The sequence below is a fragment of the Alteromonas sp. 5NW40-0090 genome (assembly GCF_057552975.1).
In genome coordinates, this window is record NZ_BAAJLT010000013.1 from 1 (window position 1) to 26,430 (window position 26,430).

Genomic DNA, 26,430 nt, shown 5'->3' on the forward strand with positions numbered 1-26,430 from the left:
CACGGCGGGTTTTTTGCGTTTGGAAGAAACAAAAATGGGGTCAGAGTCACGACTCTGACCCCATAATTTTTGTGTTGTCAGTATTTCTAGACATTCTTATTCGATAAAAGCCTTAATAGAATCGACTTACTTTTAGCAATGTGCAGGTTTTTTGGTAAACTCTTGCGAATAATATTTTAGTCGAAGTAAATAGGACGAACTAATGGCCGTATTCGGTACAGTATTCATGCCACAAATGGCACTTGCTACCTTTGTCAACGATAAGTGGACTGACACCGAATTTGTCAGTGCAGATAGTATTCAGCTGCACCCTGGTGCACACGTGCTTCATTATTCAAGTACATGCTTTGAAGGCTTGAAAGCATTTAAGCACGAAGATGGCAGCATCAACATTTTCAGAATGGATAAGAATATTGACCGTTTCGCTCAAAGTAGTCGTCTGCTTAACTTACCTGAAATAGATAAAGCGCAAGTAGAAAAGATGATCATCGATATTGTCGCAAAATACGCGTCTGAGGTTCCAGAGCCACCGGGTTCTATGTATATCCGCCCTACGCATATCGGAACGGAAGCGTCTATTGGTAAAGCGGCAGCACCATCAGCAAGTTCAATGCTGTACGTTCTATTATCTCCAGTTGGCGATTACTTTGCAGGCGGCCTAAAGCCACTTCGTTTGTTGCTAGACGAAACAGGCATGCGCTGCGCACCGCACATGGGAATGGTAAAAAGCGGTGGTAATTATGCCAGTGCGTTGCCTCCTATTCTTAAAGCCCGTGCAGAAGTTCAGGCTGATCAAATATTGTTTTGCCCTAATGGCGATGTACAAGAAACGGGGGCTGCTAACTTCCTGCTAATTGATGGTGATGAAATCATTACTAAAGGCTTAGATTCTAGCTTCCTACACGGTGTAACCCGTGCAACTATTCTTCAAATCGCTGAAGACCACGGCATGAAGGTAAGCGAACGCGATATTACTGTAGACGAACTACTAGAGCGTTCAGCTAAACCGAATACTGAAGCAGCACTGTCTGGTACAGCGGCTGTACTTACGCCAGTAGGTACTTTTATTCACAATGATAAAGAGTATCAGGTAGGTAACGGAGAAGCTGGTCCTGTAACGATGAAGCTAAGACAAGCGTTAAATGATATCCAATGGGGTAAAGCTGAAGACACTCACAATTGGTTGGTGAAAGTGCCAAACTAGTTTAATCAGACACCCATTAAAAAAGCCTGCTAACGCAGGCTTTTTTGTATCTAAAACGGCACTCGATTACTTCGCTTTGCCCTGTTTTGCGACTGCATCCATCATTGCTTTGATAGCGTCAGCATCGCCAAGATATTCTTTAGAGATTGGCTTAAGGTTTTCATCTAGTTCGTATACTAGTGGTACACCTGTAGGAATGTTTAGACCCAACACTTCTTCGTCTGACATACCATCAAGGTACTTAACAAGAGCACGAAGGCTGTTGCCGTGTGCAGCAATAATTACGCGTTTGCCTGCTTGGATGTCTGGACGAATAACGTCGTGCCAGTATGGCAGTACACGTTCGATAGTTAGCTTAAGACTTTCACCACGTGGCAAGATATCAGCATCTACATTGTTGTAACGTGGATCGTGACCCGGGAAGTGCTCGCTTTCATCTTCAACTGCCGGAGGTGGAATGTCGAAGCTACGGCGCCAGATTTTAACCTGTTCTTCACCATGCTTAGCAGCAGTCTCTGCTTTGTCTAGACCTGTCAGCGCACCGTAGTGACGCTCGTTCAGACGCCAATGACGCTCAACTGGAAGGTAATGCTGACCCATCTCTTCAAGCGCAATATTAAGCGTTTTGATTGCGCGAAGAAGTACAGACGTATAAGCCTGATCAAATGTAAATCCAGCATCTTTAAGAAGCTGACCTGCGGTCTTTGCTTGTGCTACACCAGTGTCGGTCAAGTCAACGTCGTGCCAGCCTGTGAAACGATTTTCCAAGTTCCACTGACTTTCTCCATGACGAATAAGTACCAATTTATACATAGTTGGGTTACCTGCGGCGTTAGAGTGAAATCGTCTGAGATATTTCCAGAAATTGGACGTTCAGACGTATATTTAAAAATCTGCCATTATCATCCTTGATTGGCGCTTAAAAATCCAGTTTATGCTGGTACAAAATCGCAGGTAAGACGTGTGTTTATCGCTATAGTTTGGGAATTATCATATAAAACGAACAAGGTCTGGATGAGCGACTTTTATCCACTCTTGCATTGATGGCTCTTCGATAAAGCTAAAGTCTTCGAAGTCAAACCCAGGTGCTACTGTGCAACCCACTAAAGAGTAGTCGCCCATAGTTGCAGCGGCTTGATAGTTTCCCGCCTTGACTACTTCAACATAGTCAGTGCTTTGCCCACCAATACGACGTTCCCACAGCTGTTGTTTTTCAAGTTGAAACAACTGTAGTGGAGCTCCTTCATAGTGATTCCACACTTCATCGTGTAACACGCGATGAAAACGACTAACTTGTCCCTTTAGTAGAAGAAAATAAATATGAGTAAGTGCGGGTCGATTAGCATTGTGCACAAAGGATTTAATTTCGTTTTCAGAACGGAAAACCTGACGATAGAAACCTCCCTCGGGGTGAGGCGCAAGGTTGTACTTCTTAACTAGCGGGTGTGTCATGATAACTTCGTTATTATTGTTATTGCTCATTGCAAAGGCTTGTATATCTCACAGCCTTCCTAAGCATGTATTAAGACATTTAATGTTTAACCTTACTGTTAGCATACCGTTTGGTGAATTATAAGAAAACAGAAATGTTGCATATATGTAAATTGACCTGTTCAACCAGTTCTTTGTTAACACACGAAATTTTAAAAAGAAATATCGTCACAATACAGTGCGCTAAGCTTAATTACCTATAAGTAGTGCGGCGCACTTTCGTCTATTTGGCTTGTGTTAGTAACCGAACTTCTGATTCCCTTTAAAAAATCACCCAAAAAACAGATGCCACTACAAATACTAGGTGAACTTTTTTTCATGTTAAGGCCGTACAAATTGACAAATAAGGCGACGGGACAATACCCGTTGCTCGTTTCTTGCGTTGGTAAACTTGAAACGTACACGATATTCACGAACAGGCAAAAAAGGATGGTGAGCGTATGACATATAAGTCTTTTTCGCAGCTTGAAGTAAACGGCAAGAACTTCAAAGCGGTTAATTTTGACAGTATAGGCAGTAAATATGCGCTCGACAGGCTTCCGTTTTGTATCAAAATTCTATTGGAAAACCTGATTCGCCATGAAGACCAAGAGTTTGTTAACAGCAACGATATTGAGCAAGTAGCAAAGTGGGACACAGATAATCACGTTGATCACGAAGTGTCTTTTGTGCCCGCACGCGTCATCCTCCAAGATTTTACGGGTGTGCCTGCTATTGTTGATTTAGCAGCCATGCGCGATGCGGTTAATCGTTTAGGTGGCGACGCTCAGGCGATTAATCCATTAAATCCAGTAGAGCTGGTTATTGACCATTCAGTAATGGTGGATCACTTTGCTGAAGACGATGCGCTTGAAAAGAATACCGACATTGAAATCCAGCGAAATAGAGAGCGTTATCAATTTCTAAAATGGGGCCAGTCTAGCTTTGACAATTTCAAAGTGGTTCCCCCAGGTCGCGGTATCGTGCATCAGGTTAACCTAGAGTATCTTGCTCGTTGCGCATTCACTAAGGAGCAAGATGGGGAAACCCTGGTTTACCCAGATACACTAGTAGGAACAGATTCGCATACCACGATGATTAATGGCCTTGGCGTACTTGGCTGGGGTGTGGGAGGCATTGAAGCAGAAGCGGCGATGCTGGGTCAACCAGTAACAATGTTATTACCGAAAGTGGTTGGCTTTAGGCTTTCAGGTAAATTACCTGCTGGCGTAACTGCCACCGACATGGTGCTAACTATCGCACAACAACTACGTGAACATGGCGTTGTTGGAAAGTTTGTAGAATTCTACGGCCCGGGTCTTAAACATCTGACAACAGCCGATCGTGCTACCATCGCAAACATGGCGCCAGAATATGGCGCTACTTGCGGAATCTTCCCTATTGATGATGTAGCGCTAGATTACCTGCGACTCACCGGCCGAGACGAAGATCAAATTGCCCTTGTGGAGGAATATGCGAAATTCAGCCACCTATGGCACGACGACCATTCAAAAGATGCCCAGTACCATGAGACCCTGGAACTTAACTTAGATGAAGTGGTTCCTTCACTAGCTGGACCTAAGCGTCCTCAAGATAGAATTGCCCTTGATAATGCGTCAGAAGCATTTAAAGAATGGCATCGTTCGCAAATTGACGTGAAAGTGCTTGATGAAGAAACCGATCTCATCGAAGAAGCGGGTTTGGGCACAACAGATGAGGTCGACGAAGAACACGACTCATTCGTGGAGTTCAGAGGAAGCAAGTTCAACCTTGAAGATGGCGCTATTGTAATCGCTGCTATCACCAGTTGTACTAACACGTCAAATCCATCAGTGCTTGTTGGCGCAGGCTTGCTTGCGAAGAAAGCAGCGGAAAAAGGGCTAACTCGTAAGCCGTGGGTCAAGACTTCATTAGCACCCGGCTCTCAGGTTGTTACTCAGTATCTAGAAGATGCAGGTCTTATGGACCCGCTTGAAGCGCTAGGTTTTAACTTGGTTGGCTACGGCTGTACTACGTGTATTGGTAACTCTGGGCCGCTACCTGACGCCATTACCGACGCCATTAGAAAAGCGAAACTTACGGTTACCTCAGTTTTATCTGGTAACCGCAACTTTGAAGGGCGTATCCATCCTGATGTGGCGGCAAACTACCTTGCATCACCACCACTGGTTGTTGCATACGCGTTGGCTGGAAACATGAATGTAGATATCACTAAAGAGCCGTTAGGTAAGGCGAGTGATGGTTCTCCGGTATATCTAAAAGACATTTGGCCTACCGAAGACGAAATTCAGCAATATATAGCGGAAAACGTCACCGGTGATTTGTTTAAAGAAAAGTATGCAGATGTATTTAAAGGAAGCGGTGAATGGAATGAACTGCAGGTAAGTAAAACATCAGTCTACGACTGGCCAGAATCAACCTACATTAAGCATCCACCTTTCTTTGAAGTAATGGGTAAAGAGCCAGAGGCTCTAACTGCAATTGAAAACGCACGATGCTTGGTTAAGGTGGGCGATTCGATTACTACCGACCATATTTCTCCAGCCGGCGCCATCGCAGAAGATAGCCCTGCCGGAGAGTACCTGCAGGCCCAAGGGGTTGAGCCTAAAGACTTTAACTCTTATGGATCGCGTCGTGGTAACCACGAGGTTATGATGAGAGGGACGTTTGCTAACGTGCGTCTTCAAAACCAGTTAGCACCCGGCACAAGAGGCAGCGCAACCACACACTTCCCAAGTGGCGATAGTATGTCTATTTTCCATGCTGCTATGCGCTATAAAGATGACGGCGTACCAGCCATTGTCATTGGTGGAAAAGAGTACGGTACTGGCTCAAGTCGAGATTGGGCAGCTAAAGGCCCTTCTTTGATGGGGGTGAAAGCAGTATTAGCCGAGAGTTACGAGCGCATTCACCGCTCTAACCTGATTGGAATGGGGATTTTGCCACTTCAATTTAAGTCAGGTGACAGTGCGAGTTCTCTGGAGCTCAAAGGTAATGAGTCTTTTTCTATCAACGCTGTTGAACGTGGGCAGACCGAAGTTGAAGTCAAAGCTACTTCCGATGATGGGGAAACCACTTCATTTATGATGGATATCAGAATTGATACATCGAATGAGTTTACTTATTTCGAAAACGGCGGGATCCTTCACTACGTTATTCGAGAGTACCTTAAGAAATAAGCATTTACTTTAAAAACGCGGTAAAGGCTGTGTTTTCACCACAGCCTTTACCCCAGTTTGATTTGAATTTAGTTGACTATTAGTAGTAACGTTTTTCGCAAATAATTTCTTTTATATGCGAACCGATAGCCGAACGCTTTTCACATCTTAAATCTTGTGCTTCTGCACCATATAAAGCGATATACTCTTCAACATAAGGTTCTAGTGCTTTAATGTAATTTTCAGGTAGGGCGTCTTTAATTTGACGATAAGAACGGTTCCATTCGGCCGTTTTTTGTTCCATTGCAACGCTCAACCATAGCCAGCCCTCTTCGTAATTTACTGGTGTGCCCCAGCCCTGGAAGTACATCTGCGCGAGATAGTATTGGCCTTCCTTGTTTCCCATCTTTGCTGATTCAGTGAGCTTCTTTAGCGCTTTATCATATTTTTCTGCTTTGAGCGCATGTAACCCCAAATCCAGTGTAGAAAGATACTCTGACTTCCAAATATGATTTTTAGTCTTTACCTGCGCCATAGCAGGTAAAGAGAGAGTAAAACAAGATATAGTCGTAACAATTGCGATAAATTTCTTCATTGGTGTCCCTTCCTTTTTTGTTTATTTATACAATATTCTTCGTTTTTAAAAAACCGTATTTAAGTACAGGTTATTAGGTAATAACGCAGCATGAGAATCTAAACTAGTGTTTACTCACCACCTATAATCTGAACCTGCGCTAAATCCGTATCGCCTTTAATGACCTTATATATTGCGTCCTGTACCAAGGTGCGCATGCCATCTTTAGCAGCTTGTGATTTCATTTCTGAAACACTTGCTTCCTTATAAACCATTGAGCGTAACTCTGGTGTCATTCCCAGCAATTCGTGCACACCTGTTCTACCTTTGTAACCTGTATTTCCACACTCTTCGCAGCCTTTGGCTCTGTAAAGCTCTAGAGGGGTTTGGAGATTAAGTTCCGAAAGGTGTTCTTGACCGTACTGGCGCTCAATAAACGCCATATCTTTTTCACCCGCTACATATTTTTCTTTACAGTTTCCACATAAGGTTCTGATAAGTCGCTGGGCTAATATACCTACGCAGGCATCTGAGAAATTTACCGGGTCTAGACCCAAATCAAGTAAACGGGTGATGGTTTCTGGCGCTGAGTTAGTATGCAGCGTTGAAAGTACTAGGTGACCAGTTAACGAGGCCTCAATGCCTGCATGAGCAGTTTCTTTATCACGCATCTCTCCAATAAGAATAATGTCAGGGTCGGCACGTAAGAATGCGCGCAAGGCTGCAGCAAAGTTGAAGCCAATTTTAGGGCTCACTTGAACCTGTTGAAGGCCAGGTTGGGTAATTTCCACCGGGTCCTCAGCTGTCCAAATTTTCTTTTCAGGCGTATTCAAATATCCCAATATAGCGTGAAGTGTTGTGGTTTTACCGGAACCCGTCGGGCCTACAACAAGTAATATGCCGTGGGGCTTTTTAATCATTTCTTCCAACCTTGTACGGTTGGTGGGGGCCAAATTCATCTTGTCGATTGGCATCGCACCGCCTGATGCCAAAATACGCATTACTACACCTTCGCCGGCTACAGTAGGAATGGTCGCCACACGTACTTCTACGAGCTTACCGTTCATTCTGAATGCGAGTTTACCGTCTTGAGGGACGCGCTTTTCTGCGATATTAAGATTCGACATGATCTTTATACGCGCAATCACTGCATTATGGTGTGAGTTTGGCACTTGGTTCATATCGCGACACACCCCATCCACGCGCATGCGCACACGAGTAGGGGCATTCTTCTCTGGGTCTATATGAATGTCTGATGCATTTAAACGTTTAGCGTCGTGAAGTATACGACTTACCAAGCGGACAACCGCTGGCGCATCGTCTGACAGTTCATCAACCTGATCTTCATTGTCGTCGGTGGATGAGCCTATTTCATCAAGGATATCGCTCATTTCACCAGGGCCACCACCACCGCTATTCTCCCCCAAGTATTGAAGAATAAGGTTAGGTAAGCTTACCGCGATTTCGTAGCTATCTATGCCCATTGCGCTTTCAATTTCCATTAAGAGCGCAGCATTGTTTGGCTCGGCCATTAGCACAATGGGTTTATCATGTGCATCGGCGATAACTGCAACATAGTTTCGTTTAAGGTAAGAAACGTTCAGGCGACTTTCATTTTCAAACCTATGATACTTTTCGGGTAGATAAGGAATGAATGGAACTTGATAGTGAATAGACAGGGAGTTGCCGATTTCATCCTCTGATATTCGGTGTTCAGAAACTAGGCGCTGTACTAAAGCGCGTATGTCTGGCGTAGAAGATTGGATATCGGCGAGTGTTGCTTCTTCCAGCAAACTCTTATGTACAAGAAGATCAAATGGGTTATTAGTGCCGCCTAACTCGAATCTAAACTTGTCGCCAAGAATAAGCGCTAATGCGTTGCCAAGCTTAAGGTCGTCTTCTGTAAAGCTGCCGCTTGCTTTGTTGATGATTTGAATTACACCCATCAATACACCAGCGTTCATTATTGGTACGCAGAGAATGTTTTGTGTTCTGAAATCGTTATCTTTGTCGAACTTGTCGGCAAAACGAAGGCGTGGGTGAATACTTTGAAGTAGCGTAGGATTATAAGGGTCGTCGATAACTACGGGCTTTTGAGAAAGCGCAACGTATCCCGCAATAGACATGGGGCTAATTGGCACTTTTATCTCTAGGGTCTCCTTGCCTGTTTTAAATCGGGCAACCAAGTCCTGATGCTGACGACGACGCTGAAAAATACTCATGCGAGTAGCGTCAAACAAGCCGAGTATCATGGGTTCTAATAGGCTGTAGGCATCTAGTAACGTAGAGTGGTTATTTAAGATGCGTTTTATTTGTGCAAAAGTTTGCTGGTTATTTACTACTTCCATATTCTCACTACTAAAAATATTGGCGCCTATTCCTTTACGCTTCTGGGCGCTACAAGCATGTTTTACGCTAGGGTATCAAGATATACTGTTACCTCAACTGCAACAATACTACTTATAGACAGTTACATATACTGTTATAGCGTAAAAATGTGTGTATAAAAAGCAAACTGCCTCTTGCATTGCCCTCTGCTTTCTGTATAATTCGCGCCCACTGCCCAATTAGGGCATGTAATTTTTAGCCGCAACCTCACTGCTTTTAGGGTGGTTGCCGAAGTAACGGATTCATCATCACTGATTAGCCTGTTGCTGGCGTGCTAGAAAAAAGAACAGGGTTCCGATTGGGAACCATCGGTTTACGCACATCCTTTCTTTCCGGACAAAATGGAAGAGAAAGGGTGAATTTTTTTGTTCTTTCGATTGGAGCTTAATCGATGCCAAATCAAAGAATTCGCATTCGTTTGAAAGCGTTTGATCACAAGTTGATCGATCAGTCTACGGCTGAAATCGTTGAAACTGCGAAACGCACTGGTGCTCAGGTAAGTGGTCCTATTCCTCTACCTACTCGCAAAGAACGCTATACAGTTCTGATTTCTCCGCACGTTAACAAAGACGCGCGTGATCAATATGAAATCCGTACTCACAAGCGTTTGGTAGACATCATCGAGCCAACTGATAAAACAGTTGACGCGTTGATGCGTTTGGACTTGGCTGCTGGCGTTGATGTTCAAATCAGCCTGGGCTAATAAGAGAGGGTTATAACAATGGCGATTGGTCTAGTCGGTCGTAAAGTGGGTATGACTCGCATCTTCACTGAAGATGGTACGTCTATCCCTGTGACTGTTATTGAAGCGACCCCAAACCGCGTTACTCAGCTTCGTACTGAGGAAACTGACGGTTATCGCGCTCTTCAGGTTACTGCTGGAACTAAGAAAGCTAACCGCATCAACAAAGCTGAAGCAGGTCACTTTGCTAAAGCTGGTGTTGAAGCTGGACGCACTCTAGTAGAATTCCGCCTAGAAGAAAACGAAGGTGCCGATATTGAAGTAGGCAGTGAAATCACTGTTGAAATCTTTAACGACACTAAAAAGATTGATGTAACTGGTACATCAAAAGGTAAAGGTTTCCAAGGTGCTATCAAACGCTGGAACTTTAGTTCACAGCGTATGACACACGGTAACTCTTTGTCACACCGCGCACCTGGTTCAATTGGTCAAAACCAATCACCAGGTAAAGTATTCAAAGGCAAGAAAATGGCTGGTCAGCTTGGTAACAAGCAAGTGACTACTCAGTCTTTGGAAGTTGTACGTGTTGACGTAGAGAACGGCCTTATCCTAGTTAAAGGTGCCGTACCTGGCGCAACTGGCAACGATGTAATCGTAAAGCCGGCTGTTAAAGCGTAACGTCTGGGGAGTGAACTGATGGAATTAACATTGAAAGACGCGCAAAGCGCTCTTGAAGTATCCGAAGCGACCTTTGGACGTGAATTCAACGAAGCCCTGGTACACCAGGTAGTTGTAGCTTACGGTGCAGGCGCTCGTCAGGGTACAAAAGCGCAGAAAACTCGCGCTGAAGTTCGTGGTGGCGGTAAGAAGCCATGGCGTCAAAAAGGTACTGGCCGTGCACGTGCTGGTACAATCCGTAGCCCAATTTGGGTTGGCGGTGGCCGTGCTTTCGCAGCTAAGCCTCGTGACTTTGACCAAAAAGTTAACAAGAAAATGTATCGCGGTGCACTTAAGAGCATCCTGTCTGAACTAATTCGTCAAGACCGTTTGGTTGTTGTAGAGAAGTTCGGTGTTGACGCACCTAAGACTAAAGCTCTTATTTCTGCACTTAACGAATATGAACTAAATGATGTTCTAATCGTTACTCCAGAAGTTGATGAGAACTTGTTCCTAGCGGCACGCAACTTGTACAAAGTTGACGTACGTGACGTAGCAGGCATCGACCCAGTGAGCTTGATTGCATTTGAAAAAGTGCTAATTACTGCTGATGCGGTTAAACAACTTGAGGAGGCGTTAGCATGAAAGAAGAACGTCTACTGAAGGTGCTAGTAGCACCTCACGTTTCAGAAAAGTCTACAATGGCAGCTGAAGCGAACAACACAGTTGTATTTAAAGTAGCTAAAGACGCGAACAAAGCTGAAATCAAAGCTGCAGTTGAAAAACTGTTTGAAGTTGAAGTTGAAGGTGTTCGTACTGTGAACGTTAAGGGTAAAACCAAGCGTCACGGCATGTCTTTCGGTAAGCGCAGCGACTGGAAAAAGGCCTACGTGGTTCTTAAAGAAGGTCAGGACATCGACTTTGTCGGTGGTGCTGAGTAAGAAGGGGATTAGAAATGCCATTATTGAAAGCTAAGCCAACTTCTGCCGGTCGTCGTCACGTTGTTCAGGTCGTAAATCCTGACCTGCACAAAGGTGCACCGTACGCACCTTTGCTTGAAAAGAACAGCAAATCTGGCGGTCGTAACAACAATGGTCGTATTACCACTCGTCACATTGGTGGTGGTCATAAGCAACACTACCGTGTAATCGACTTTAAACGCAACAAAGACGGCATTCCAGCCAAAGTTGAGCGTTTAGAATACGATCCAAACCGTTCTGCAAACATTGCACTAGTATTGTACGCAGACGGTGAACGTCGTTACATTCTGGCTCCTAAGGGTATGCAAGCAGGTGATGCAATCCAGTCTGGTTCGGGCGCTCCGATCAAGTCTGGTAACACGCTACCTATGCGCAACATCCCTGTAGGTACTGTTGTACACGCAATTGAAATGAAGCCTGGTAAGGGTGCGCAAATCGCACGTTCTGCTGGTGCTTACGCTCAGATCCTAGCACGTGACGGAAACTACGTTACCCTACGTCTACGCTCTGGCGAAATGCGTAAAGTTCTATCTGATTGCCGCGCCACTATCGGTGAAGTTGGCAATGCAGAGCACATGCTTCGTTCACTAGGTAAAGCTGGTGCTACACGCTGGCGTGGTGTTCGTCCTACCGTTCGTGGTGTTGCCATGAACCCGGTTGATCACCCACACGGTGGTGGTGAAGGTCGTACATCAGGCGGTCGTCACCCAGTAACTCCTTGGGGTGTTCCTACTAAAGGTAAGAAAACCCGAAGCAACAAGCGTACTGATAAGCTTATCGTACGTCGTCGAAACAAGTAATAGCGAGGATTCACCATGCCACGTTCTCTCAAGAAAGGTCCTTTTATTGACCTTCACTTGCTGAAGAAGGTAGAGGCTGCAGTGGAAAAGAACGAACGTAAACCAATCAAAACTTGGTCTCGTCGTTCTATGATCATCCCAGATATGATTGGGTTGACCATTGCGGTCCATAACGGTCGCCAACATGTACCTGTCATTATTAGTGACGAAATGGTCGGCCACAAGTTGGGCGAATTTGCGCCAACGCGTACTTACCGCGGCCATGTCGCGGATAAGAAAGCTAAACGTTAAGGGGTAGGAAGATGGAAGCATTAGCTAAACACCGTTTTGCCCGCACGTCGGCTCAAAAGGCACGCTTGGTTGCGGATCAAATTCGCGGAATGCACGTTGAGAAAGCTCTTGAGCTTCTTGCGTACAGCCCGAAGAAAAGCGCAGCGCTAGTAAAGAAAGTATTGGAATCTGCGATTGCTAACGCAGAGCACAACGAAGGCGCAGACATCGACGAATTACGCGTGTCTAAAGTTTTCGTTGACGAAGGTCCAACTATGAAACGTATCAAGCCACGTGCTAAAGGCCGTGCTGATCGTATCTTCAAGCGCAGCAGTCACATCACTGTGGTTGTAGCGGATAACTAGGAGTAGATAATGGGACAGAAGGTACATCCTACAGGTATACGCCTGGGTATCAGCAAACCATGGACTTCTACCTGGTACGCTAATACTGCAGACTATGCAGACAACCTGTATAACGATCATCAGGTACGTCAGTATCTGACTAAGCAACTAAAGAACGCTTCACTTTCTAAAATCGTGATCGAGCGTCCTGCTAAGAGCATCCGTGTGACAATTCACACTGCTCGTCCAGGCGTAGTAATCGGTAAGAAAGGTGAAGACGTAGAGAAGTTGCGTAACTACGTATCTAAGCTAGCCGGTGTGCCAGCTCAGATCAACATCGCTGAAGTACGTAAGCCAGAGCTAGATGGCCAGCTAGTAGCTGACAGCATCTCTAGCCAGCTAGAGCGTCGTGTTATGTTCCGTCGTGCTATGAAGCGCGCAGTTCAAAACGCAATGCGTCTAGGCGCGAAAGGTATTAAAGTTGAAGTTAGCGGCCGTTTGGGCGGTGCAGAGATTGCACGTTCTGAATGGTACCGTGAAGGTCGCGTTCCTCTGCACACTTTCCGTGCGGACATCGATTACGCAACCTCTGAAGCGTCAACTACTTACGGTATCATCGGCGTTAAAGTATGGATCTTCAAAGGTGAAGTTCTAGGTGGTCTACCTACAACTCAAGAGCAAGCACCAGCTGCTCAACCTAAGAAGAAAGGCCGCAACGCTAAGCGAGAGGGCTAATCATGTTACAACCAAAACGCATGAAGTTCCGTAAGATGCACAAAGGCCGCAACCGCGGCTTCGCAGCGGGTAGCACTGTTGCCTTTGGTACTTACGGCCTTAAAGCAGTTGGCCGTGGTCGAATGACTGCGCGCCAAATCGAAGCAGCGCGTCGTGCTATGACTCGTCACGTTAAGCGTCAAGGTAAAATTTGGATTCGAGTTTTCCCTGACAAGCCAATTACTGAGAAGCCTCTTGAAGTGCGTCAAGGTAAAGGTAAAGGTAACGTTGAGTACTGGGTATGCCAAATTCAGCCTGGTCGTGTTCTTTACGAGATGGAAGGTGTTCCTGAAAATCTTGCACGCGAAGCGTTTGAATTGGCAGCGGCTAAACTGCCATTTAAAACAACCTTTGTAACTCGGACGGTGATGTAATGAAAGCGACTGAACTGAAAGACAAAAGCGTAGAAGAGCTGAACGCAGAGTTGATTAACCTGCTACGCGAACAGTTCAACCTACGCATGCAGCACACAACAGGTCAGCTTGAAAAAACTGATCAGTTGAGAAAAGTACGTCGTAACATCGCGCGTGTTAAAACCATTCTGACTCAAAAGGCTGATGCGTAATGACTGAGCAAAAAATTCGTACAGTACAAGGTCGTGTGGTTAGCAACAAGATGGATAAATCTATCACTGTTGTAGTTGAACGTTTTGTTAAGCACCCAATCTACGGGAAGTTCATCAAGCGCTCTACTAAGCTTCACGCCCACGACGAAAACAACGTATGCAACAAAGGTGACGTAGTAACAGTACGTGAATGTCGCCCACTATCTAAGAGCAAATCTTGGATGCTAGTTGACGTTGTTGAGAAAGCTGGCGTTTAATCGCTAACTTTTTTCAAAGTCTTAAAAAAGCCGCTTTCGAGCGGCTTTTTTGTTCTTCTCAACTAGTAAAATAAGCATAGAATAAGTCGTGGTTTTTATCATAGTGACTCAGCCATATTAAAAAACGCTTATGCTTGCTTTCACTACTTGGTGGTAAAGTGCAGTATACTCACTTGCCATATTCTCTATGCTGAAGTGTGTCTTTACATGCTGGTGAAGTGCTTTACCTAATGCTATTTTTTCCTCGGGTTCCGCTATCAATAAGCGTATTGCTTGCACAAGCCCACTAATATCTCCAGGGCTCACCATTAAACCCGTTTGCTTATGTTTTATAATTTCCGGTATTCCGCCAACGGGGGTTGATATAACAGCACATTTGCTTATCCCTGCTTGAAGAAGTATAACTCCAAGGCCTTCAGCGTAGGCGGGGTGAACAAGAGCGTCTACATTAGGCAAAATGTTAGCGACTTCGTGAGTAAACCCACAAAGCTTTACACTACTTTGTAGGTCATGCTTTTCTATCAACTGCCTGTAATTTTCTTCTTCAGAGCCCTTACCAAAAAGAAGGCAAGTTAAGTTGTCAAATTGCGCTGTTAGCTCTTGCATAGCGAGTATTAAATCGGCTTGCCCTTTGCGGGGGATATATTGTGCAAAATTAGCGATAACGAAGTGGTGCTGTGGAATATTAAACTTACTTTTCAGCCACTGCTGGTTAGCAGGCTGTCCGTATTCTTCCTCATCAACGGCAGAGTGAATAACTCCTTGGTATTTCACTTTATCGCAATGCTTTGAGACTACATTATGGACACCGTCCGAAATGCTTATTACAGCGTCGTACTCACGATATTTAAAGCGGGCCAATTTACCTTCAGTATTATCTACTCGGCGGGTACATACTGCCGATATTCCGGTCAATTTTGCTGCTAGTGCGCCCCAAACATCGGCGCCGCGTCTACTGTGTACGTGAATCACATCGGGCATAATGCGCTTTACAACGTCAAGTAAACGCTTAAAGCCCATCAGGTCGGTATCGCCTTTGTAGTCAATAGAGAATGTTTTACATCGGTTGAAATTGTAATGACTGATCTCGCTATTCGCGGCACAAATAAGATGTTGATTAAACCTACAGTCTTTATCTAGGGCATCTATAAGATAAGTTACTTGCTTCGCACCACCGTATAAATGCCTTCCCAATTCGATATGCAAAACGTTAACGTCGAAAGAGTGCTTGTTGCTCATACTAGTGGCTTATGTATGCTTTAAGCTGATTAAAGACTTGTTCAGGTGTAACTAGCGTCATGCAGTCAAAGCGTCCATTGCACGTGGGTTTTCGTTTACATGGGGCGCACGGCATGTCTTTAAACAGTACATGGGTATATGCATTGTCGGTTAGGGTGTAAGGTCTTGTTGAACCAAAAATGGCAACAGTAGGTTTTTTATAGCTTGTAGCTAAATGGGTAAGACCCGTATCTACACCAACAAACGCATGGCAAAGTGATAGCACGCTCACAGACTCCTCTAAGCTAATTTTTCCTGCCAGCGAAATTACGCCGTTACATTCAAAGGTAAAGGCTTCGGCTTTTGCAGCATCCCCAGGGCCTCCTAAAATGGCTATAGGTAAATTAGAGTGTTTACGTACCTTATGAATTAGATTTTGCCAGTGTTCAGAAGGCCAATGCTTTTGAGGGCGAGTGGTAAAAGGCGCGATAGCTATAAAGGGTTCTGTTAACCCTAAGTGACTAGTTTTCGTTATCGCTGACTGCATGGCAGCGCTACTTGATTTGATGCACATTTCATAGTCTGAGCTATCATTGTTTTCAGCGCTGCAAAGTGAATGTAGTATTTTAGCAAGATATCGATATTCGCTGCTAATCTGTTGTGATGTCGGCTTATCAACCGCGAGCGTAAGTAATCTTTGGCTATTTTCCTTACTTTTAAAACCTATGCGCTCTGAAGCTCCACTGATGTAAGAGAAAAAGGCGCTTTTCAACAGACCTTGTGCTTCAATTGCCACATTGAAGTTTTTTTCTCTGAGCTGCTTTCTAAATGCTTTTATAGTTTTAAAAAGCGCCCAGTATTTTTTAGCCTTTAATAGAGCGCGCCATTCTTTTTTTGGCCACGCAATAACGTGGTCTACATAGGGGTGACTGCTAACTAATTCGGCATAGGGGGCTTCTACTAACCAGGTTAATTCAACAGGTTTACCGTATTGGGAATAACTTTGCTTAATGCTAGACGGTAGGCCAGAAGCCATTACAATATCGCCAATTGCGCTAAGCCTGATGAAAAGAATTTGTTGTACGTCTTTAGGCATTAGAATAGGCTTTCGAATTTCACGTGAAGCTAACTAGCGAACAATAACATCACAGTTTGACGACATTTTAATGACGCACATTGTATTAACAGTGATGTATGCGTTTATGTTTACCATTAAGGACAATTTATGTTTGCTGCCGAGCGTAACGGCTACAAACCCACACTAATTGAAGATATATGCCGATGGGGATATTCACTGGTATTGGTGTTCATTATTCCCTTCGCCTTTTTGCAGTTGATGTTAAGAGGTACTACCAGAGGCAAAGACTATAACCGGAGAAGGTTTGAACGCTTTGGGTTCGTCGCACATGCACCTAAAAAAGACGGTTACTTATTTCACTGCGTTTCTGTGGGGGAGGTAGTTGCAGCTTCTTGTTTGATTAAGCGTATCATGCAAGAAGAACCCGACTGCCAGATTACGGTGACCACCACTACGCCTACAGGCTCTGCGCGTGTAAGGGCGATCTTCGGTAACAATGTGCATCACTTTTATTTACCTTACGATCTGCATATGGCTATGGCAGGAATGCTAAAAAGAATTCAGCCCAAAGCTGTGCTAATTACCGAGGTAGAGTTATGGCCCAATCTCATCCATGCATGCTGGAAACGAGATATACCTGTAATGGTCGTTAACGCCCGCATGACCGATAGGTCTGCCAGACGTTATAAAAAGATTGGTAAGTTGTTTAACCCTATGCTTGCTAAGCTTTACCATATTTGCGCCCAGGGGCAGCGCGACTTCACAAATTACGCATGGCTTGGGGTGCCCGATAAAAAGCTTACGCTTACTAACAACATCAAGTTCGACCAGGTAGCTTCTGCTACAGCGCCGGACCATCCTTTTTTAGGTTTGAATCAAGCGGGTTACCCCATACTTGTAGCGGGGAGTACCCACGACCTTGAAGAAGAAGCGGTACTTCAAGCGGCCAAAGAGTTGTGGCAAAAAAGCCCTTCCTTAAAAGTAATTATTGTTCCGCGTCACCCCGAGCGTTTCGATGCAGTAGCTAAGCTTATTGAAGCTAAGTCGCTACCCTATGTTCGAAGTTCTCAGGTGCAATCCGTACCAGAAGATACCAATGTGGTGTTACTCGATGAGATGGGGAAGTTAAATGATGCTTATGCAGTGGCTTCTTTCGCCTTCGTTGGTGGCTCCATAGCTGATAGAGGGGGGCACAATGCCCTAGAGCCTGCAAGCTTTTCCATTCCGATAATAATGGGCCCTCACACTTATAATAATCCGGTTATCTGCAGTTACTTAGAAGAGTGTGGCGCGCTGATAAAAGTAGAGAGTGGAGAAGCAATGTCGGCAATTGTGAATAGATGGCTCCTAAACCCTAGTGAGCGAGAAAAGGCAGGCCAATCAGGCCGTAAAGTACTAGAAGAAAATAGTGGTGCTCTTGAGGCTACTGTTCAGTGCATACGGAAATACGTTAACTAATTGTTTTATGGTTAAAAAGTGGGCCCCCAAATAGTGCGTACTGTGCACTTTAATGGGGTTTTCTATAAGGTGCCTGTAAAGCTAGAATGTGTAAATTAATGTAAGTGATTGTAAAAATTGGCTTTTATTGTTTTGGTCTACTCTTTGCTATAAAGCCTACGACAGTGTAGCGGCAGTAAAATCCAAATAAATATGCACCTTTAAAAAAGGGCACTGTGTTACGTGTTTTCCAGGGAGAGACCTCCTGCCGAGAGGCAGGAGGTTTTCTTACTTTGACCCTTCTACATTTTGTTCAGGCTTTGGCTCAATCAAGCTGATAACACGCCAGCCAGCTTTCGGCTGAATGCTGTTTCCGTTAATAAAGGTGTAGCTTTTACCTTCGGCGTTAATGGCAATAAGTGGCGTAGCGCGCTCGCCATACTGTTTAGTATATTGCTCAAAGGTGAACTCTTCCGAAAGCCGAGTTGTTTTAACCGCAGATTCACGGGCAATGGCTGACGCTAAATAGCCATAGGTAACACCCTCATCGAATAACGTAAGCTTTTTAGCATACTGCTCGCTAACTTGGTGACTAGGTCGCGTAGACTGTTCATTATTGGTAAGCGCCCACACTTTGTCTTTACCCATAGTGTATTCAAAGTGATAGGCAATAAGCGGGTTCAATTGTTTGTAAGGCGACATTATCAATACAGTGCCAAAGGTGTTTAAATCGAGATGTCGAGCAGCATGATCGGACATAGGATTTCCAAAATACACCGGAATATCCATCATGCGCGCTTCTCTAATGGCATCCCAGTTGGTATCTGCAATCGTCACGTCTAATTTTTGATTTAGCATTTCACACGCCAAGGCGCGGTTAAATTTGCTGCCACCAAAAATCAGGTAGCCAGTTGGGGCAGGGGCACGTACTTTAAGTAACGACGCAACGGTGCGTGATGTAAGGCTCTGTACCACAACTGTCGCGATAATCACCATGAATACAATAGGTACTATAATGCCCGCTCCTTCGTAGCCGATTTCTTCAAGCTTAAGAGAGAACAGAGCTGAGACTGCTGCAGCAACAATACCACGTGGTGCAATCCAACTTAGCAACGCTAATTCATTAAGTTTAAGCCCAGTACCAATGGATGAAGCTAATACCGACAGGGGGCGGGCTACAAACATAATAGCGGCTAGCACCACAATCGAGCCCCATCCTACATCGATGACAGACTGTAAGTTCAGTCTGGTGGCAAGCAGTATGAACAAGCCTGAAATAAGTAACACGCTTAAGGTTTCTTTAAATTCGAGGATGTCTTCTACATCAACATCTTTCATATTGGCTAACACCATGCCAGAGATGGTCACAGCCAGAAGCCCTGATTCATGCGCTACGTAGTTTGAGGCTGCAAATACACCTAAAATGACGGTTAACACAGCGGTGTTCAGCAAATAATGAGGTATCCAGTCTTTACGTATAGATAAACCCAGTAAATAGCCTGAGGCAAGCCCCAATACCGACCCTATACCAACGGTTTTTCCAAAGGCAATGAGCGTATGTGTAATAGCAGTTTCTTGTGACGCTACGATGAATTCGAATACCAGTACCGCTAACAAGGCGCCAATAGGATCGATAACAATACCTTCCCAACGTAAGATATTGGCAAGGTTAGTTTTAGGTCGAACAGTCCTTAGCATGGGAACAATAACAGTAGGGCCAGTTACAGTAACGATGGCACCGAACAAAAAGGACAACTGCCATGAAATGTCTAGGCTGTAATGTGCGGCTGTCGCCGCAACCACCCAGGTGACTAATACACCGATAGAGCATAGATTTCTCACCATATTGCCATGGCCGGCAATATCGCTAAACTTCAGTGTCAGTGACCCTTCAAAAAGAATAATAGCAACGGAAAGAGAAACAACTGGAAACAGCAGGTCGCCAAATAGGTCGTCTGCATTAAGCACACCGAACACTGGTCCAACTACGATACCAACAATTAACAATGGCAGAATAGCGGGCAACCTAACTTTGTAAGCTAAGTATTGGCAGGTGATGGACAATAGTCCTACTGCAACGAGCGAGAGAAGCGGGTCTGACAAAGTGAATCCTTAAGAAGTTGTTATTGTTCCATCGTATATTAGCTTAATCATTTATCATACTGAGACTTTAGAACAAGTTAAGCTTACAGCGATATACGCTTCGGTAAGAAGTTTAGACCAATAGACTGTCTTTAGCGTTGTAATATGCATGTTTGATACTTCAAGCTTTGTTATTATTCGTACTTATCGTTTATTCGGGAGTTATTTTTTGAGCCGCTTTTTTAAACTTGCGTTTTTACCGCTAGCGCTTTTGCTAATCTCGGCATGCGCGACTCAATATCCCACTCCAACTGCTTCATTGACCGTGAACAGTACTGTTAAATTACCTGAAGAACTGTCAGAAACCTCTGGTTTATTTTGCGACGTTGATAGCATGTTTTCGCTCAACGATTCCGGAAATGCGCCCGTCATTTATCGCATTAACTATCAAGGTGAAATAATTGAGCGCACGCGCTTACCGCTTACTAATAGAGACTGGGAAGCTATAACGGCTGACGACATGTCGTTTTATATAGCCGATGTCGGAAACAACAAAGGCAACAGAGAAAAGGTAGAGATTCACAAAGTAAGTCGCCGTAATGCAAATGAGATAACCACCTTTACGCTAAAATATGCGGGTAATAACGCTAACATTAATATTCCATACGCTCATGATTTTGATTCTGAGGCAATGGTAAAGCATGGTGATGAACTTCTTCTATTCTCGAAAAGCTGGAGAACGGGCATAACTCATGTTTACAAAGTGAACGAAGGGGAGAGCGAACAAACTATTAGCCCGTTTACATCGATTGATGGCCTGCCTGGTGTGGTTACGGGCGTTGACTTCGACCGCCACCAAAATCGGTTTGTAATCACAGGCTATAAATCAGATCCCTTTGGCAATTTTGCTACCTTTATCGCACAAATCTCGCAAGACTATGCGCTTCTAAATATTTGGCCAATAAAACAATATAAGCAAGTTGAAGGTGTGTGTGTGGATACTAACGGCACCTATTGGTTTAGCGAGGAAGCGACGGAAGAGCGCGAAGCATCTCTATCTAGCTCAAAGGTTGTATCAAGGTAAGCGCCCTCTGACGTGTCAGTGCGGCTAGCTTTTCGTGTGCATAAGCCGTCACTGTTTGTGTGACTCATCACCATTCCTTTAAAGTTATCTTTTAGTCCATGTTAGTAAAATGGCTAATACCCAACTGCCTACTTTCCTGTCTATACTGAAATTGTGATCGAATAAGTTGTAGCCAACCACAATTTAAGAGGCAGCGAAAAATGAGACGTTTACACCAGTCCTTTTTAGCAATGTGTGTTTGCCCATGTCTATTAATGGCAGGAGCAGCTAATGCCTCTGTGGTTGAAAAGACTCAGCAATGGCTCAACAAATATTCGGACAGCGATGATACCTTCTCTCTGACCCTCACCAAAAATAAGATTAAATTCAAAGGCTGTAAGCAGAAGCAGTATCAATTAGCGTTCAGCCAAAAACTGACACCTATGTTCAACGTCGAAGCCATTGTCCATTACAACAAAGGCCTGCTTGACTACGGAGTTTTGTCACAGCGTGTCAGAAGTCATGAATTTGAAGTAGTTAGCTGGTGGGATAGAGGTGATTATCGGTTGGGGTTGAGTCATAAAATACGTCCCCGTCATGAGATGAGTATTCCGGTTGCCGACACAATTCGTCTGCCTACTAGCACATCAGCTGGCCTTTACGTAGAAATTCCATTCAATGAAGACAAGCACCTTCTTACTGTTGGTGCTATGAGAGAGTCGTGGGAAAGTGAAGGAGCATCAATGCAATTGCCATGGCGCTCCAGCCGTGACAATCAAGTAAAAGTAGAATACGCCATCACTTTCTAAATAATGGCGCATAAGGTTGCGTTATCTCAACGATTTGTACGTAATAGGGTTAAAGTAAACTTAAAGCTTAAATCTGCTCACTTCAGACGAGAGCTCTTGTGCCAGTTCGTCAAGCTTGTCACTCACGCTAACCAATATCTTAGTTGCATTCAGGGTTTCTTCACTTGATGCACTAATGTCATTAATGTTTCGACTGATATCTTCAACCACCGTAGCTTGCTCTTCCGTAGCCGTCGCTACTTGCGTATTCACATCATTAATGTGAGCAATCTCTTCGGCGATATCTTGAAGCAACTTGTCTATTTCATTGGTTGCGGTTACTACATCAGTTGTGCGCGCGCGGCTTGACTCCATTTGTGAAACGGCAGATTTAGAGTCTTGCTGGAACTTATCGATCTTCACCTGTATTTCATCAGTCGCTTGAGCGGCACGTTGTGCAAGTGTTCGTACCTCATCAGCAACGACTGAGAAGCCTCGGCCGTGATCGCCAGCCCGCGCTGCTTCTATAGCAGCATTTAGCGCAAGTAAATTGGTTTGCTCTGAAATACCTCGAATGGTATCGAGGATACCGCCAATAGCTGCGGTATGTTCATCTAGCGATTGAATAACCCGAGACACATCTTGAATTTGATCCGAAAGACCGTTGATTGCGTGCACTGCACGCTGGGTAATTTCGCGACCGTGAGCGGAGTTTGTGGTTGCCAAATTCGCATTCTGTGCAGCATGGGTAGCTGACTGGGCTACTTCATTTACCGTACTGCCCATCTCTGTTAACGCGGCTGCCGCCTGTAAGGTTTGATCGCGCTGGCTCTTGGTGGAGTTTTCTGTTTGATGAGACTGCTTCGCAACATCTTGTGCTGACGCCTTTAGTGCGTGACTTGTTTTCGCCACTTGCGAAATGGTGCCGTGAAGGTGATCAATAAAGTTATTGAACCCTTCTACTAAGCGGGCAATTTCCTTTTGCTCTGGCATAGGAATACGAGAGCGTAAGTCGCCTTGTCCTCTGCCGAGCTGCTGGAAAACATCGGCCAGTGATTCAAGTGGTTTGGTAAGCGTGCCTGCTAGCCAAATACCAATGAGTGCGAAAGCACCTGCTATTACCAAAGCCCAAATAATAATCTGGCGACTGCCTGCATTTAGTGATGCGTAAAGCTCATGCTCGGGTACTTGTGCAACCACGTACCAACCGGCTTTTTCCACATAGGTACTGGCAAACAGTTGCGTGTCGCCTGCCGCATCGCTGGTGGCCATAGCAAAGCCCTGACGATTGAGTAGTTGCCCTGCTGTGCTTGAATCGCTTATTGACGCTAACTTAGCCTTCCCCAGTAATTCGGTATTGGGATGCGCGATTATGGTGCCGTTACCGTCAACTAGAAAGACAAAGCCGGTTTGCGCAATTTTCACTGCATTGATGATATCCAGCAGCTCATCGACCGACTTAGCAACACCTGACATACCTCTGCCGTTTACTTGCTGATAATTCGCAAATAGGCGGTAACCCTGTCCAGGTTCGTTGTATAAACTCAGCGAGATGGGTTCGCCACTATTTTTATAAGCGAAAAACCATCCATCAAATTCATCGTTTTGTAGCACCCGCAAGAAACCATCTTGGTTCCAATACTTGTAGGTGGTTCTGTCTACAAACGAGGCTACCGTTAAATCGTTAAATTCAACAATATTATTTAGATAGCCCAGTAGACGACGTTCGCCTGCCGAATCGGCGCCGGCTGATGACCAAGCGAGAATATCCGGGTTAGAGGCAATGCTGTGTGCTACGGTAAGCATTACGCTAGCCTCTCTGTCTACGCGGTTGCCAACCTGTTTCAGTAAAGAAGGAAGCTGTAGTTCTTCCATGTTCTCTTTAACGAGATCACGGGCAATCCATTGGCTAATTGAACCTACAAGAATAGCTGCGGCAAGTACTGCCACAATAAGAGAAATAATGAGTTTTTGTTTAATACTGAAAGTCATGACTTTCGACCACGTAAGTTAATGCTGAAAATTAATAGATTAAAGGTGACGTGGCATTGCAGGCACAGCAACGTCTGATACTGAGTCCTAGGCGGGTCAGTACTACTCTCTGATTCTTACGCTAGTGCTATTGTTATTTTTAAAGCGCAGACAAGTTATCGACCTTTTCCCTGCAAAGTTTATACTTTTTCGCTAGGGCAAAGAGATTGTGAAGCATAATTGACCAATAGGTCAATAAAAAGATGAGGCTTTACAAAAACGTCAATTATAAAAAAGCCCTCTGCTTTACGAAGAAAACAAGAGGGCCAATGGCATACTGAAGCTAAATATTTAATTAGCCACAGCTAGGGCCTGTTGCTCTTTGATGTATAGCAAACAACAACAGGGCCTAGGAAGGGTAAGGACGTTAACTTACTCTTTGCTTTCCTTAGGAATAGGGAAACCACGGTCACGCATCAATGCGTCTACCTTGGCGTCACGACCACGGAACTTGCGATATGCTTCAGCTGGATCCATTGCGTTACGTACGGCGAATAGATACTTCACTAAGCGATCGCCTACTTCTTTATCGTAGAAACCACCCGGTGCTTCCATAAAGGCTTCTGCTGCGTCAGCAGTAAGAACCTCTGCCCACATGTAGCCGTAATAGGCCGCAGCATAACCTTCACCCGAGAACACGTGACCGAAGTGAGGTGAACGGTGACGCATAACGATTTCTTCTGGCATACCAAGCTTCTTAAGCTCTTCACGCTCAAAAGTATCAGGGTCAATCTTGCTAGGATCGGTAGTATGATACTTCAGATCCATAATGGCAGAAGCCATGTACTCAGTTGTTTTGAAGCCTTCATTGAAGGTTGAGGCCTTCTTAATCTTCTCAACTAGTTCTGCTGGAATTGGCTCGCCTGTTTCATGGTGAACCAGATAGTTGTTGATTACTTCATCGGTGGTCAACCAGCGCTCTAATAACTGAGACTGGAACTCAGTGTAATCGCGTACGCCAGAATGCGAAGACGGGTATTCTACGTCAGACGCTAAGAAGTGAAGAGCATGACCAAATTCATGGAAGTAGGTTTCAGCATCATCCCACGAAATAAGTGTAGCTTCGCCATCAGCACCTTTCACGAAGTTCGAGTTGTTAGAAGACAATACGGTCTTCTTACCATCGAACGTGGTGTAAGAGCGATACGTGGTTGCCCAAGCACCAGAGCGTTTACCTTGGCGTGAGAATGGGTCAAGGTACCAAAGACCGATATGCTCACCGCTGTCTTTGTCAGTTACTTCCCATACTTTCACGTCTTCGTGGAAAACGGGTACTTTGCCTTCTTCAACAGGTGTGAAGTTGAAGTTGAACAAGCGACCTGCAACGTAAAACATCGCTTCGCGAAGCTTATCAAGCTGTAAGTACTGCTTTACTTCGTTTGAATCTAGGTCGTATTTCGCCTGGCGCACTTTTTCTGCATAGAAGCGGTAGTCCCATGGCGCAATAGTAATGTCTGCACCTTCTTCATCGGCAATGGCCTGCATGTCGGCCACTTCTTCTTCAACGCGAGCAATAGCAGCAGGCCATACTTTCATCATCAGATCCATGGCGTTTTCTGGGTTCTTCGCCATACGATCTTCTAAACGCCACTGTGCGTAATTTTCGTAGCCTAACAGCTCAACGCGCTCATCTCGAAGGGTTAGGATGCGCTTGATAATGTCATTGTTATCAAACTCGTCGGCATTGTCACCGCGGTTGTAGTAAGTACGCCATACTTTTTCGCGAAGCTCACGATTGGTTGAGTAGGTCAAGAACGGGTCCATAGACGAACGCGTATTGGTGATCGCATATTTACTTTCTTCGCCGCGAGACTCTGCTGCCGCTTTAGCTGCCTTTACAAACGAAGCAGGTAGGCCGTCAAGCTGGTCTTCAGTAATATAAGTAACGTAGTTTTCTTCGTCTGCTAGCACGTTGTTAGAAAACTTTGTGTGCAGTGTAGCAAGTTCTTGGTTAATTTCAGCGTAGCGCTTTTTCGCTTCGCCATCTAACGTCGCACCGTTGCGCGCGAAGCTGTTGTAAGTCATCCACGTAATACGCTGTTCTTCTGGCGTGAGCGATTCTAGTTCATCTGACTCGTACACCGTTTTAACTTTTTCAAAGAGTTTTTCATTTTGCGTAATTTGAGTGAAGAAAGCTGACAGTTTTGGTGACATCTCGGCCTGAATTTCGCGGAATTCAGGGCTAGACTTGTTTGAGCTCCAAATGCCGTAATACGTGAATACGCGTCCAAGTTCTGCCCCTGCGCGCTCCATTTCAACAATGACGTTTTCAAACGTTGGTGGCGCTTCGTTATTTGCGATGGCTTCGATCTCTTTAAGATTCAGTTCCATGGCTTTTTCTAGCGCAGGCTTCAAATCTTCCAAATTCATTTTATCGAAAGCAGGCACACCGCCGTACGGGCCTTTAAACTCTTGAAGCAGCACGTTATCAAACTGTGCTTGTTGAGATGTCGCTGTATTTTGTACATCTGTGCTGGTGGTCTCAGGTGCTTTTTGTTCTGAACATGCACCGAGTGCAACCACAACGGCCATAGCGGTGAGTGATGATTTAAATTTACCCATGAGTTTTCCTGTCTGTTTTTATCTATACGTTTTATGACAAAAACCATC

At 44.8% G+C, this 26,430-nt stretch carries 25 protein-coding genes; 16 read left to right on the top strand and 9 right to left on the bottom strand.

Going from position 1 to position 26,430, the window contains the following annotated elements:
- The first annotated feature begins 202 nt into the window (after window positions 1-202).
- Entirely contained in the window at window positions 203-1,204 is a 1,002-nt protein-coding gene (locus tag AC27KT_RS15840; RefSeq protein WP_487131563.1) for a branched-chain amino acid aminotransferase, read from the top strand.
- 66 nt (window positions 1,205-1,270) lie between these two features.
- On the opposite strand, the gene gpmA is transcribed toward AC27KT_RS15840, so the two are convergent.
- Both gpmA and AC27KT_RS15850 read right to left on the bottom strand, forming a co-directional pair.
- Window positions 1,271-2,017 (bottom strand): 2,3-diphosphoglycerate-dependent phosphoglycerate mutase, encoded by a 747-nt coding sequence (gene gpmA / locus AC27KT_RS15845; RefSeq protein WP_487131565.1) that lies wholly within the window; start codon window positions 2,015-2,017, stop codon window positions 1,271-1,273.
- A 177-nt stretch (window positions 2,018-2,194) separates the two neighbouring features.
- A complete protein-coding gene (locus AC27KT_RS15850; RefSeq protein WP_487131567.1) occupies window positions 2,195-2,686 on the bottom strand; it encodes a cupin domain-containing protein in 492 nt (163 codons plus the stop codon).
- Window positions 2,687-3,135: 449 nt separating this feature from the next.
- On the opposite strand from AC27KT_RS15850, the gene acnA reads away from it, so the two are divergent.
- Window positions 3,136-5,853 (top strand): aconitate hydratase AcnA, encoded by a 2,718-nt coding sequence (acnA, locus tag AC27KT_RS15855; protein WP_487131569.1) that lies wholly within the window; start codon window positions 3,136-3,138, stop codon window positions 5,851-5,853.
- A 79-nt stretch (window positions 5,854-5,932) separates the two neighbouring features.
- Here acnA and AC27KT_RS15860 read toward each other — a convergent pair whose 3' ends face one another.
- Together AC27KT_RS15860 and AC27KT_RS15865 are read right to left on the bottom strand one after the other, a co-directional pair.
- A complete protein-coding gene (locus AC27KT_RS15860) occupies window positions 5,933-6,427 on the bottom strand; it encodes an SEL1-like repeat protein (RefSeq protein WP_487131571.1) in 495 nt (164 codons plus the stop codon).
- 110 nt (window positions 6,428-6,537) lie between these two features.
- Entirely contained in the window at window positions 6,538-8,754 is a 2,217-nt protein-coding gene (locus tag AC27KT_RS15865; protein WP_487131573.1) for a GspE/PulE family protein, read from the bottom strand.
- Window positions 8,755-9,185: 431 nt separating this feature from the next.
- Between AC27KT_RS15865 and rpsJ the strand changes: the two genes are divergently transcribed.
- The 11 genes from rpsJ to rpsQ are packed head-to-tail and all read left to right on the top strand — an operon-like array spanning window position 9,186 to window position 14,123.
- The gene (rpsJ, locus tag AC27KT_RS15870) at window positions 9,186-9,497 is read left to right on the top strand and encodes a 30S ribosomal protein S10 (RefSeq protein WP_010179497.1); all 312 of its coding nucleotides are present in this window, start codon (window positions 9,186-9,188) and stop codon (window positions 9,495-9,497) included.
- Window positions 9,498-9,515: 18 nt separating this feature from the next.
- The gene (gene rplC, locus AC27KT_RS15875; RefSeq protein ID WP_014947975.1) at window positions 9,516-10,154 is read left to right on the top strand and encodes a 50S ribosomal protein L3; all 639 of its coding nucleotides are present in this window, start codon (window positions 9,516-9,518) and stop codon (window positions 10,152-10,154) included.
- 18 nt (window positions 10,155-10,172) lie between these two features.
- Window positions 10,173-10,778, top strand: a complete 606-nt coding sequence (rplD, locus tag AC27KT_RS15880; RefSeq protein ID WP_118490523.1) for a 50S ribosomal protein L4 — start codon at window positions 10,173-10,175, stop codon at window positions 10,776-10,778.
- A complete protein-coding gene (gene rplW / locus AC27KT_RS15885; protein ID WP_012516959.1) occupies window positions 10,775-11,074 on the top strand; it encodes a 50S ribosomal protein L23 in 300 nt (99 codons plus the stop codon). The genes rplD and rplW overlap by 4 nt, the downstream gene beginning before the upstream one ends.
- Before the next feature lie 14 nt (window positions 11,075-11,088).
- Window positions 11,089-11,913 carry a 50S ribosomal protein L2 gene (rplB, locus tag AC27KT_RS15890; RefSeq protein ID WP_487131576.1) on the top strand — a complete coding sequence of 275 codons (825 nt, stop codon included), beginning with the start codon at window positions 11,089-11,091 and terminating at the stop codon, window positions 11,911-11,913.
- A gap of 15 nt (window positions 11,914-11,928) precedes the next feature.
- The gene (gene rpsS, locus AC27KT_RS15895) at window positions 11,929-12,204 is read left to right on the top strand and encodes a 30S ribosomal protein S19 (RefSeq protein WP_012516961.1); all 276 of its coding nucleotides are present in this window, start codon (window positions 11,929-11,931) and stop codon (window positions 12,202-12,204) included.
- Between the two features lie 11 nt (window positions 12,205-12,215).
- Window positions 12,216-12,548, top strand: a complete 333-nt coding sequence (rplV, locus tag AC27KT_RS15900) for a 50S ribosomal protein L22 (protein ID WP_014947977.1) — start codon at window positions 12,216-12,218, stop codon at window positions 12,546-12,548.
- 9 nt (window positions 12,549-12,557) lie between these two features.
- A complete protein-coding gene (gene rpsC / locus AC27KT_RS15905) occupies window positions 12,558-13,262 on the top strand; it encodes a 30S ribosomal protein S3 (RefSeq protein ID WP_014947978.1) in 705 nt (234 codons plus the stop codon).
- 2 nt (window positions 13,263-13,264) lie between these two features.
- Window positions 13,265-13,675, top strand: a complete 411-nt coding sequence (rplP, locus tag AC27KT_RS15910; RefSeq protein WP_012516964.1) for a 50S ribosomal protein L16 — start codon at window positions 13,265-13,267, stop codon at window positions 13,673-13,675.
- The gene (gene rpmC, locus AC27KT_RS15915) at window positions 13,675-13,866 is read left to right on the top strand and encodes a 50S ribosomal protein L29 (RefSeq protein ID WP_012516965.1); all 192 of its coding nucleotides are present in this window, start codon (window positions 13,675-13,677) and stop codon (window positions 13,864-13,866) included. Before rplP ends, rpmC begins: the two co-directional genes overlap by 1 nt.
- A complete protein-coding gene (rpsQ, locus tag AC27KT_RS15920) occupies window positions 13,866-14,123 on the top strand; it encodes a 30S ribosomal protein S17 (protein WP_014975444.1) in 258 nt (85 codons plus the stop codon). Before rpmC ends, rpsQ begins: the two co-directional genes overlap by 1 nt.
- A gap of 117 nt (window positions 14,124-14,240) precedes the next feature.
- Here the strand turns inward: rpsQ and AC27KT_RS15925 are convergent, their stop codons facing one another.
- The gene (locus AC27KT_RS15925; RefSeq protein WP_487131580.1) at window positions 14,241-15,362 is read right to left on the bottom strand and encodes a glycosyltransferase family 4 protein; all 1,122 of its coding nucleotides are present in this window, start codon (window positions 15,360-15,362) and stop codon (window positions 14,241-14,243) included.
- A gap of 1 nt (window position 15,363) precedes the next feature.
- Entirely contained in the window at window positions 15,364-16,437 is a 1,074-nt protein-coding gene (locus tag AC27KT_RS15930) for a glycosyltransferase family 9 protein (RefSeq protein ID WP_487131582.1), read from the bottom strand.
- 129 nt (window positions 16,438-16,566) lie between these two features.
- On the opposite strand from AC27KT_RS15930, the gene AC27KT_RS15935 reads away from it, so the two are divergent.
- Complete coding sequence (locus AC27KT_RS15935) at window positions 16,567-17,877, top strand: 3-deoxy-D-manno-octulosonic acid transferase (RefSeq protein ID WP_487131584.1); 1,311 nt, start codon at window positions 16,567-16,569, stop codon at window positions 17,875-17,877.
- Between the two features lie 267 nt (window positions 17,878-18,144).
- Here AC27KT_RS15935 and AC27KT_RS15940 read toward each other — a convergent pair whose 3' ends face one another.
- On the bottom strand, window positions 18,145-19,959 hold the full coding sequence (locus AC27KT_RS15940; RefSeq protein ID WP_487131586.1) for a cation:proton antiporter: 1,815 nt from the start codon (window positions 19,957-19,959) through the stop codon (window positions 18,145-18,147).
- Window positions 19,960-20,167: 208 nt separating this feature from the next.
- Here AC27KT_RS15940 and AC27KT_RS15945 point away from each other — a divergent pair, with 208 nt between their 5' ends.
- Together AC27KT_RS15945 and AC27KT_RS15950 are read left to right on the top strand one after the other, a co-directional pair.
- The gene (locus AC27KT_RS15945; protein WP_487131588.1) at window positions 20,168-21,022 is read left to right on the top strand and encodes a hypothetical protein; all 855 of its coding nucleotides are present in this window, start codon (window positions 20,168-20,170) and stop codon (window positions 21,020-21,022) included.
- Window positions 21,023-21,222: 200 nt separating this feature from the next.
- On the top strand, window positions 21,223-21,810 hold the full coding sequence (locus AC27KT_RS15950; RefSeq protein ID WP_487131590.1) for a hypothetical protein: 588 nt from the start codon (window positions 21,223-21,225) through the stop codon (window positions 21,808-21,810).
- Window positions 21,811-21,870: 60 nt separating this feature from the next.
- On the opposite strand, the gene AC27KT_RS15955 is transcribed toward AC27KT_RS15950, so the two are convergent.
- Both AC27KT_RS15955 and AC27KT_RS15960 read right to left on the bottom strand, forming a co-directional pair.
- Complete coding sequence (locus AC27KT_RS15955) at window positions 21,871-23,781, bottom strand: methyl-accepting chemotaxis protein (RefSeq protein WP_487131592.1); 1,911 nt, start codon at window positions 23,779-23,781, stop codon at window positions 21,871-21,873.
- Window positions 23,782-24,192: 411 nt separating this feature from the next.
- Entirely contained in the window at window positions 24,193-26,382 is a 2,190-nt protein-coding gene (locus AC27KT_RS15960) for a M3 family metallopeptidase (protein WP_487131594.1), read from the bottom strand.
- Window positions 26,383-26,430 lie beyond the last annotated feature (48 nt).

Bases quoted from the DNA above. Each gene is read 5' to 3' on its own strand.
- AC27KT_RS15955 (WP_487131592.1), bottom strand. From the start codon at position 23,781: ATGACTTTCAGTATTAAACAAAAACTCATTATTTCTCTTATTGTGGCA.
- gpmA (WP_487131565.1), bottom strand. From the start codon at position 2,017: ATGTATAAATTGGTACTTATTCGTCATGGAGAAAGTCAGTGGAACTTG.
- rpsS (WP_012516961.1), top strand. From the start codon at position 11,929: ATGCCACGTTCTCTCAAGAAAGGTCCTTTTATTGACCTTCACTTGCTG.
- AC27KT_RS15865 (WP_487131573.1), bottom strand. From the start codon at position 8,754: ATGGAAGTAGTAAATAACCAGCAAACTTTTGCACAAATAAAACGCATC.
- AC27KT_RS15950 (WP_487131590.1), top strand. From the start codon at position 21,223: ATGAGACGTTTACACCAGTCCTTTTTAGCAATGTGTGTTTGCCCATGT.
- rplV (WP_014947977.1), top strand. From the start codon at position 12,216: ATGGAAGCATTAGCTAAACACCGTTTTGCCCGCACGTCGGCTCAAAAG.
- rplC (WP_014947975.1), top strand. From the start codon at position 9,516: ATGGCGATTGGTCTAGTCGGTCGTAAAGTGGGTATGACTCGCATCTTC.
- AC27KT_RS15840 (WP_487131563.1), top strand. From the start codon at position 203: ATGGCCGTATTCGGTACAGTATTCATGCCACAAATGGCACTTGCTACC.
- rpmC (WP_012516965.1), top strand. From the start codon at position 13,675: ATGAAAGCGACTGAACTGAAAGACAAAAGCGTAGAAGAGCTGAACGCA.
- AC27KT_RS15960 (WP_487131594.1), bottom strand. From the start codon at position 26,382: ATGGGTAAATTTAAATCATCACTCACCGCTATGGCCGTTGTGGTTGCA.
- rplB (WP_487131576.1), top strand. From the start codon at position 11,089: ATGCCATTATTGAAAGCTAAGCCAACTTCTGCCGGTCGTCGTCACGTT.
- rplW (WP_012516959.1), top strand. From the start codon at position 10,775: ATGAAAGAAGAACGTCTACTGAAGGTGCTAGTAGCACCTCACGTTTCA.
- rplD (WP_118490523.1), top strand. From the start codon at position 10,173: ATGGAATTAACATTGAAAGACGCGCAAAGCGCTCTTGAAGTATCCGAA.
- AC27KT_RS15860 (WP_487131571.1), bottom strand. From the start codon at position 6,427: ATGAAGAAATTTATCGCAATTGTTACGACTATATCTTGTTTTACTCTC.
- rpsJ (WP_010179497.1), top strand. From the start codon at position 9,186: ATGCCAAATCAAAGAATTCGCATTCGTTTGAAAGCGTTTGATCACAAG.
- rpsQ (WP_014975444.1), top strand. From the start codon at position 13,866: ATGACTGAGCAAAAAATTCGTACAGTACAAGGTCGTGTGGTTAGCAAC.
- AC27KT_RS15930 (WP_487131582.1), bottom strand. From the start codon at position 16,437: ATGCCTAAAGACGTACAACAAATTCTTTTCATCAGGCTTAGCGCAATT.
- AC27KT_RS15935 (WP_487131584.1), top strand. From the start codon at position 16,567: ATGTTTGCTGCCGAGCGTAACGGCTACAAACCCACACTAATTGAAGAT.
- acnA (WP_487131569.1), top strand. From the start codon at position 3,136: ATGACATATAAGTCTTTTTCGCAGCTTGAAGTAAACGGCAAGAACTTC.
- rpsC (WP_014947978.1), top strand. From the start codon at position 12,558: ATGGGACAGAAGGTACATCCTACAGGTATACGCCTGGGTATCAGCAAA.
- rplP (WP_012516964.1), top strand. From the start codon at position 13,265: ATGTTACAACCAAAACGCATGAAGTTCCGTAAGATGCACAAAGGCCGC.
- AC27KT_RS15850 (WP_487131567.1), bottom strand. From the start codon at position 2,686: ATGAGCAATAACAATAATAACGAAGTTATCATGACACACCCGCTAGTT.
- AC27KT_RS15925 (WP_487131580.1), bottom strand. From the start codon at position 15,362: ATGAGCAACAAGCACTCTTTCGACGTTAACGTTTTGCATATCGAATTG.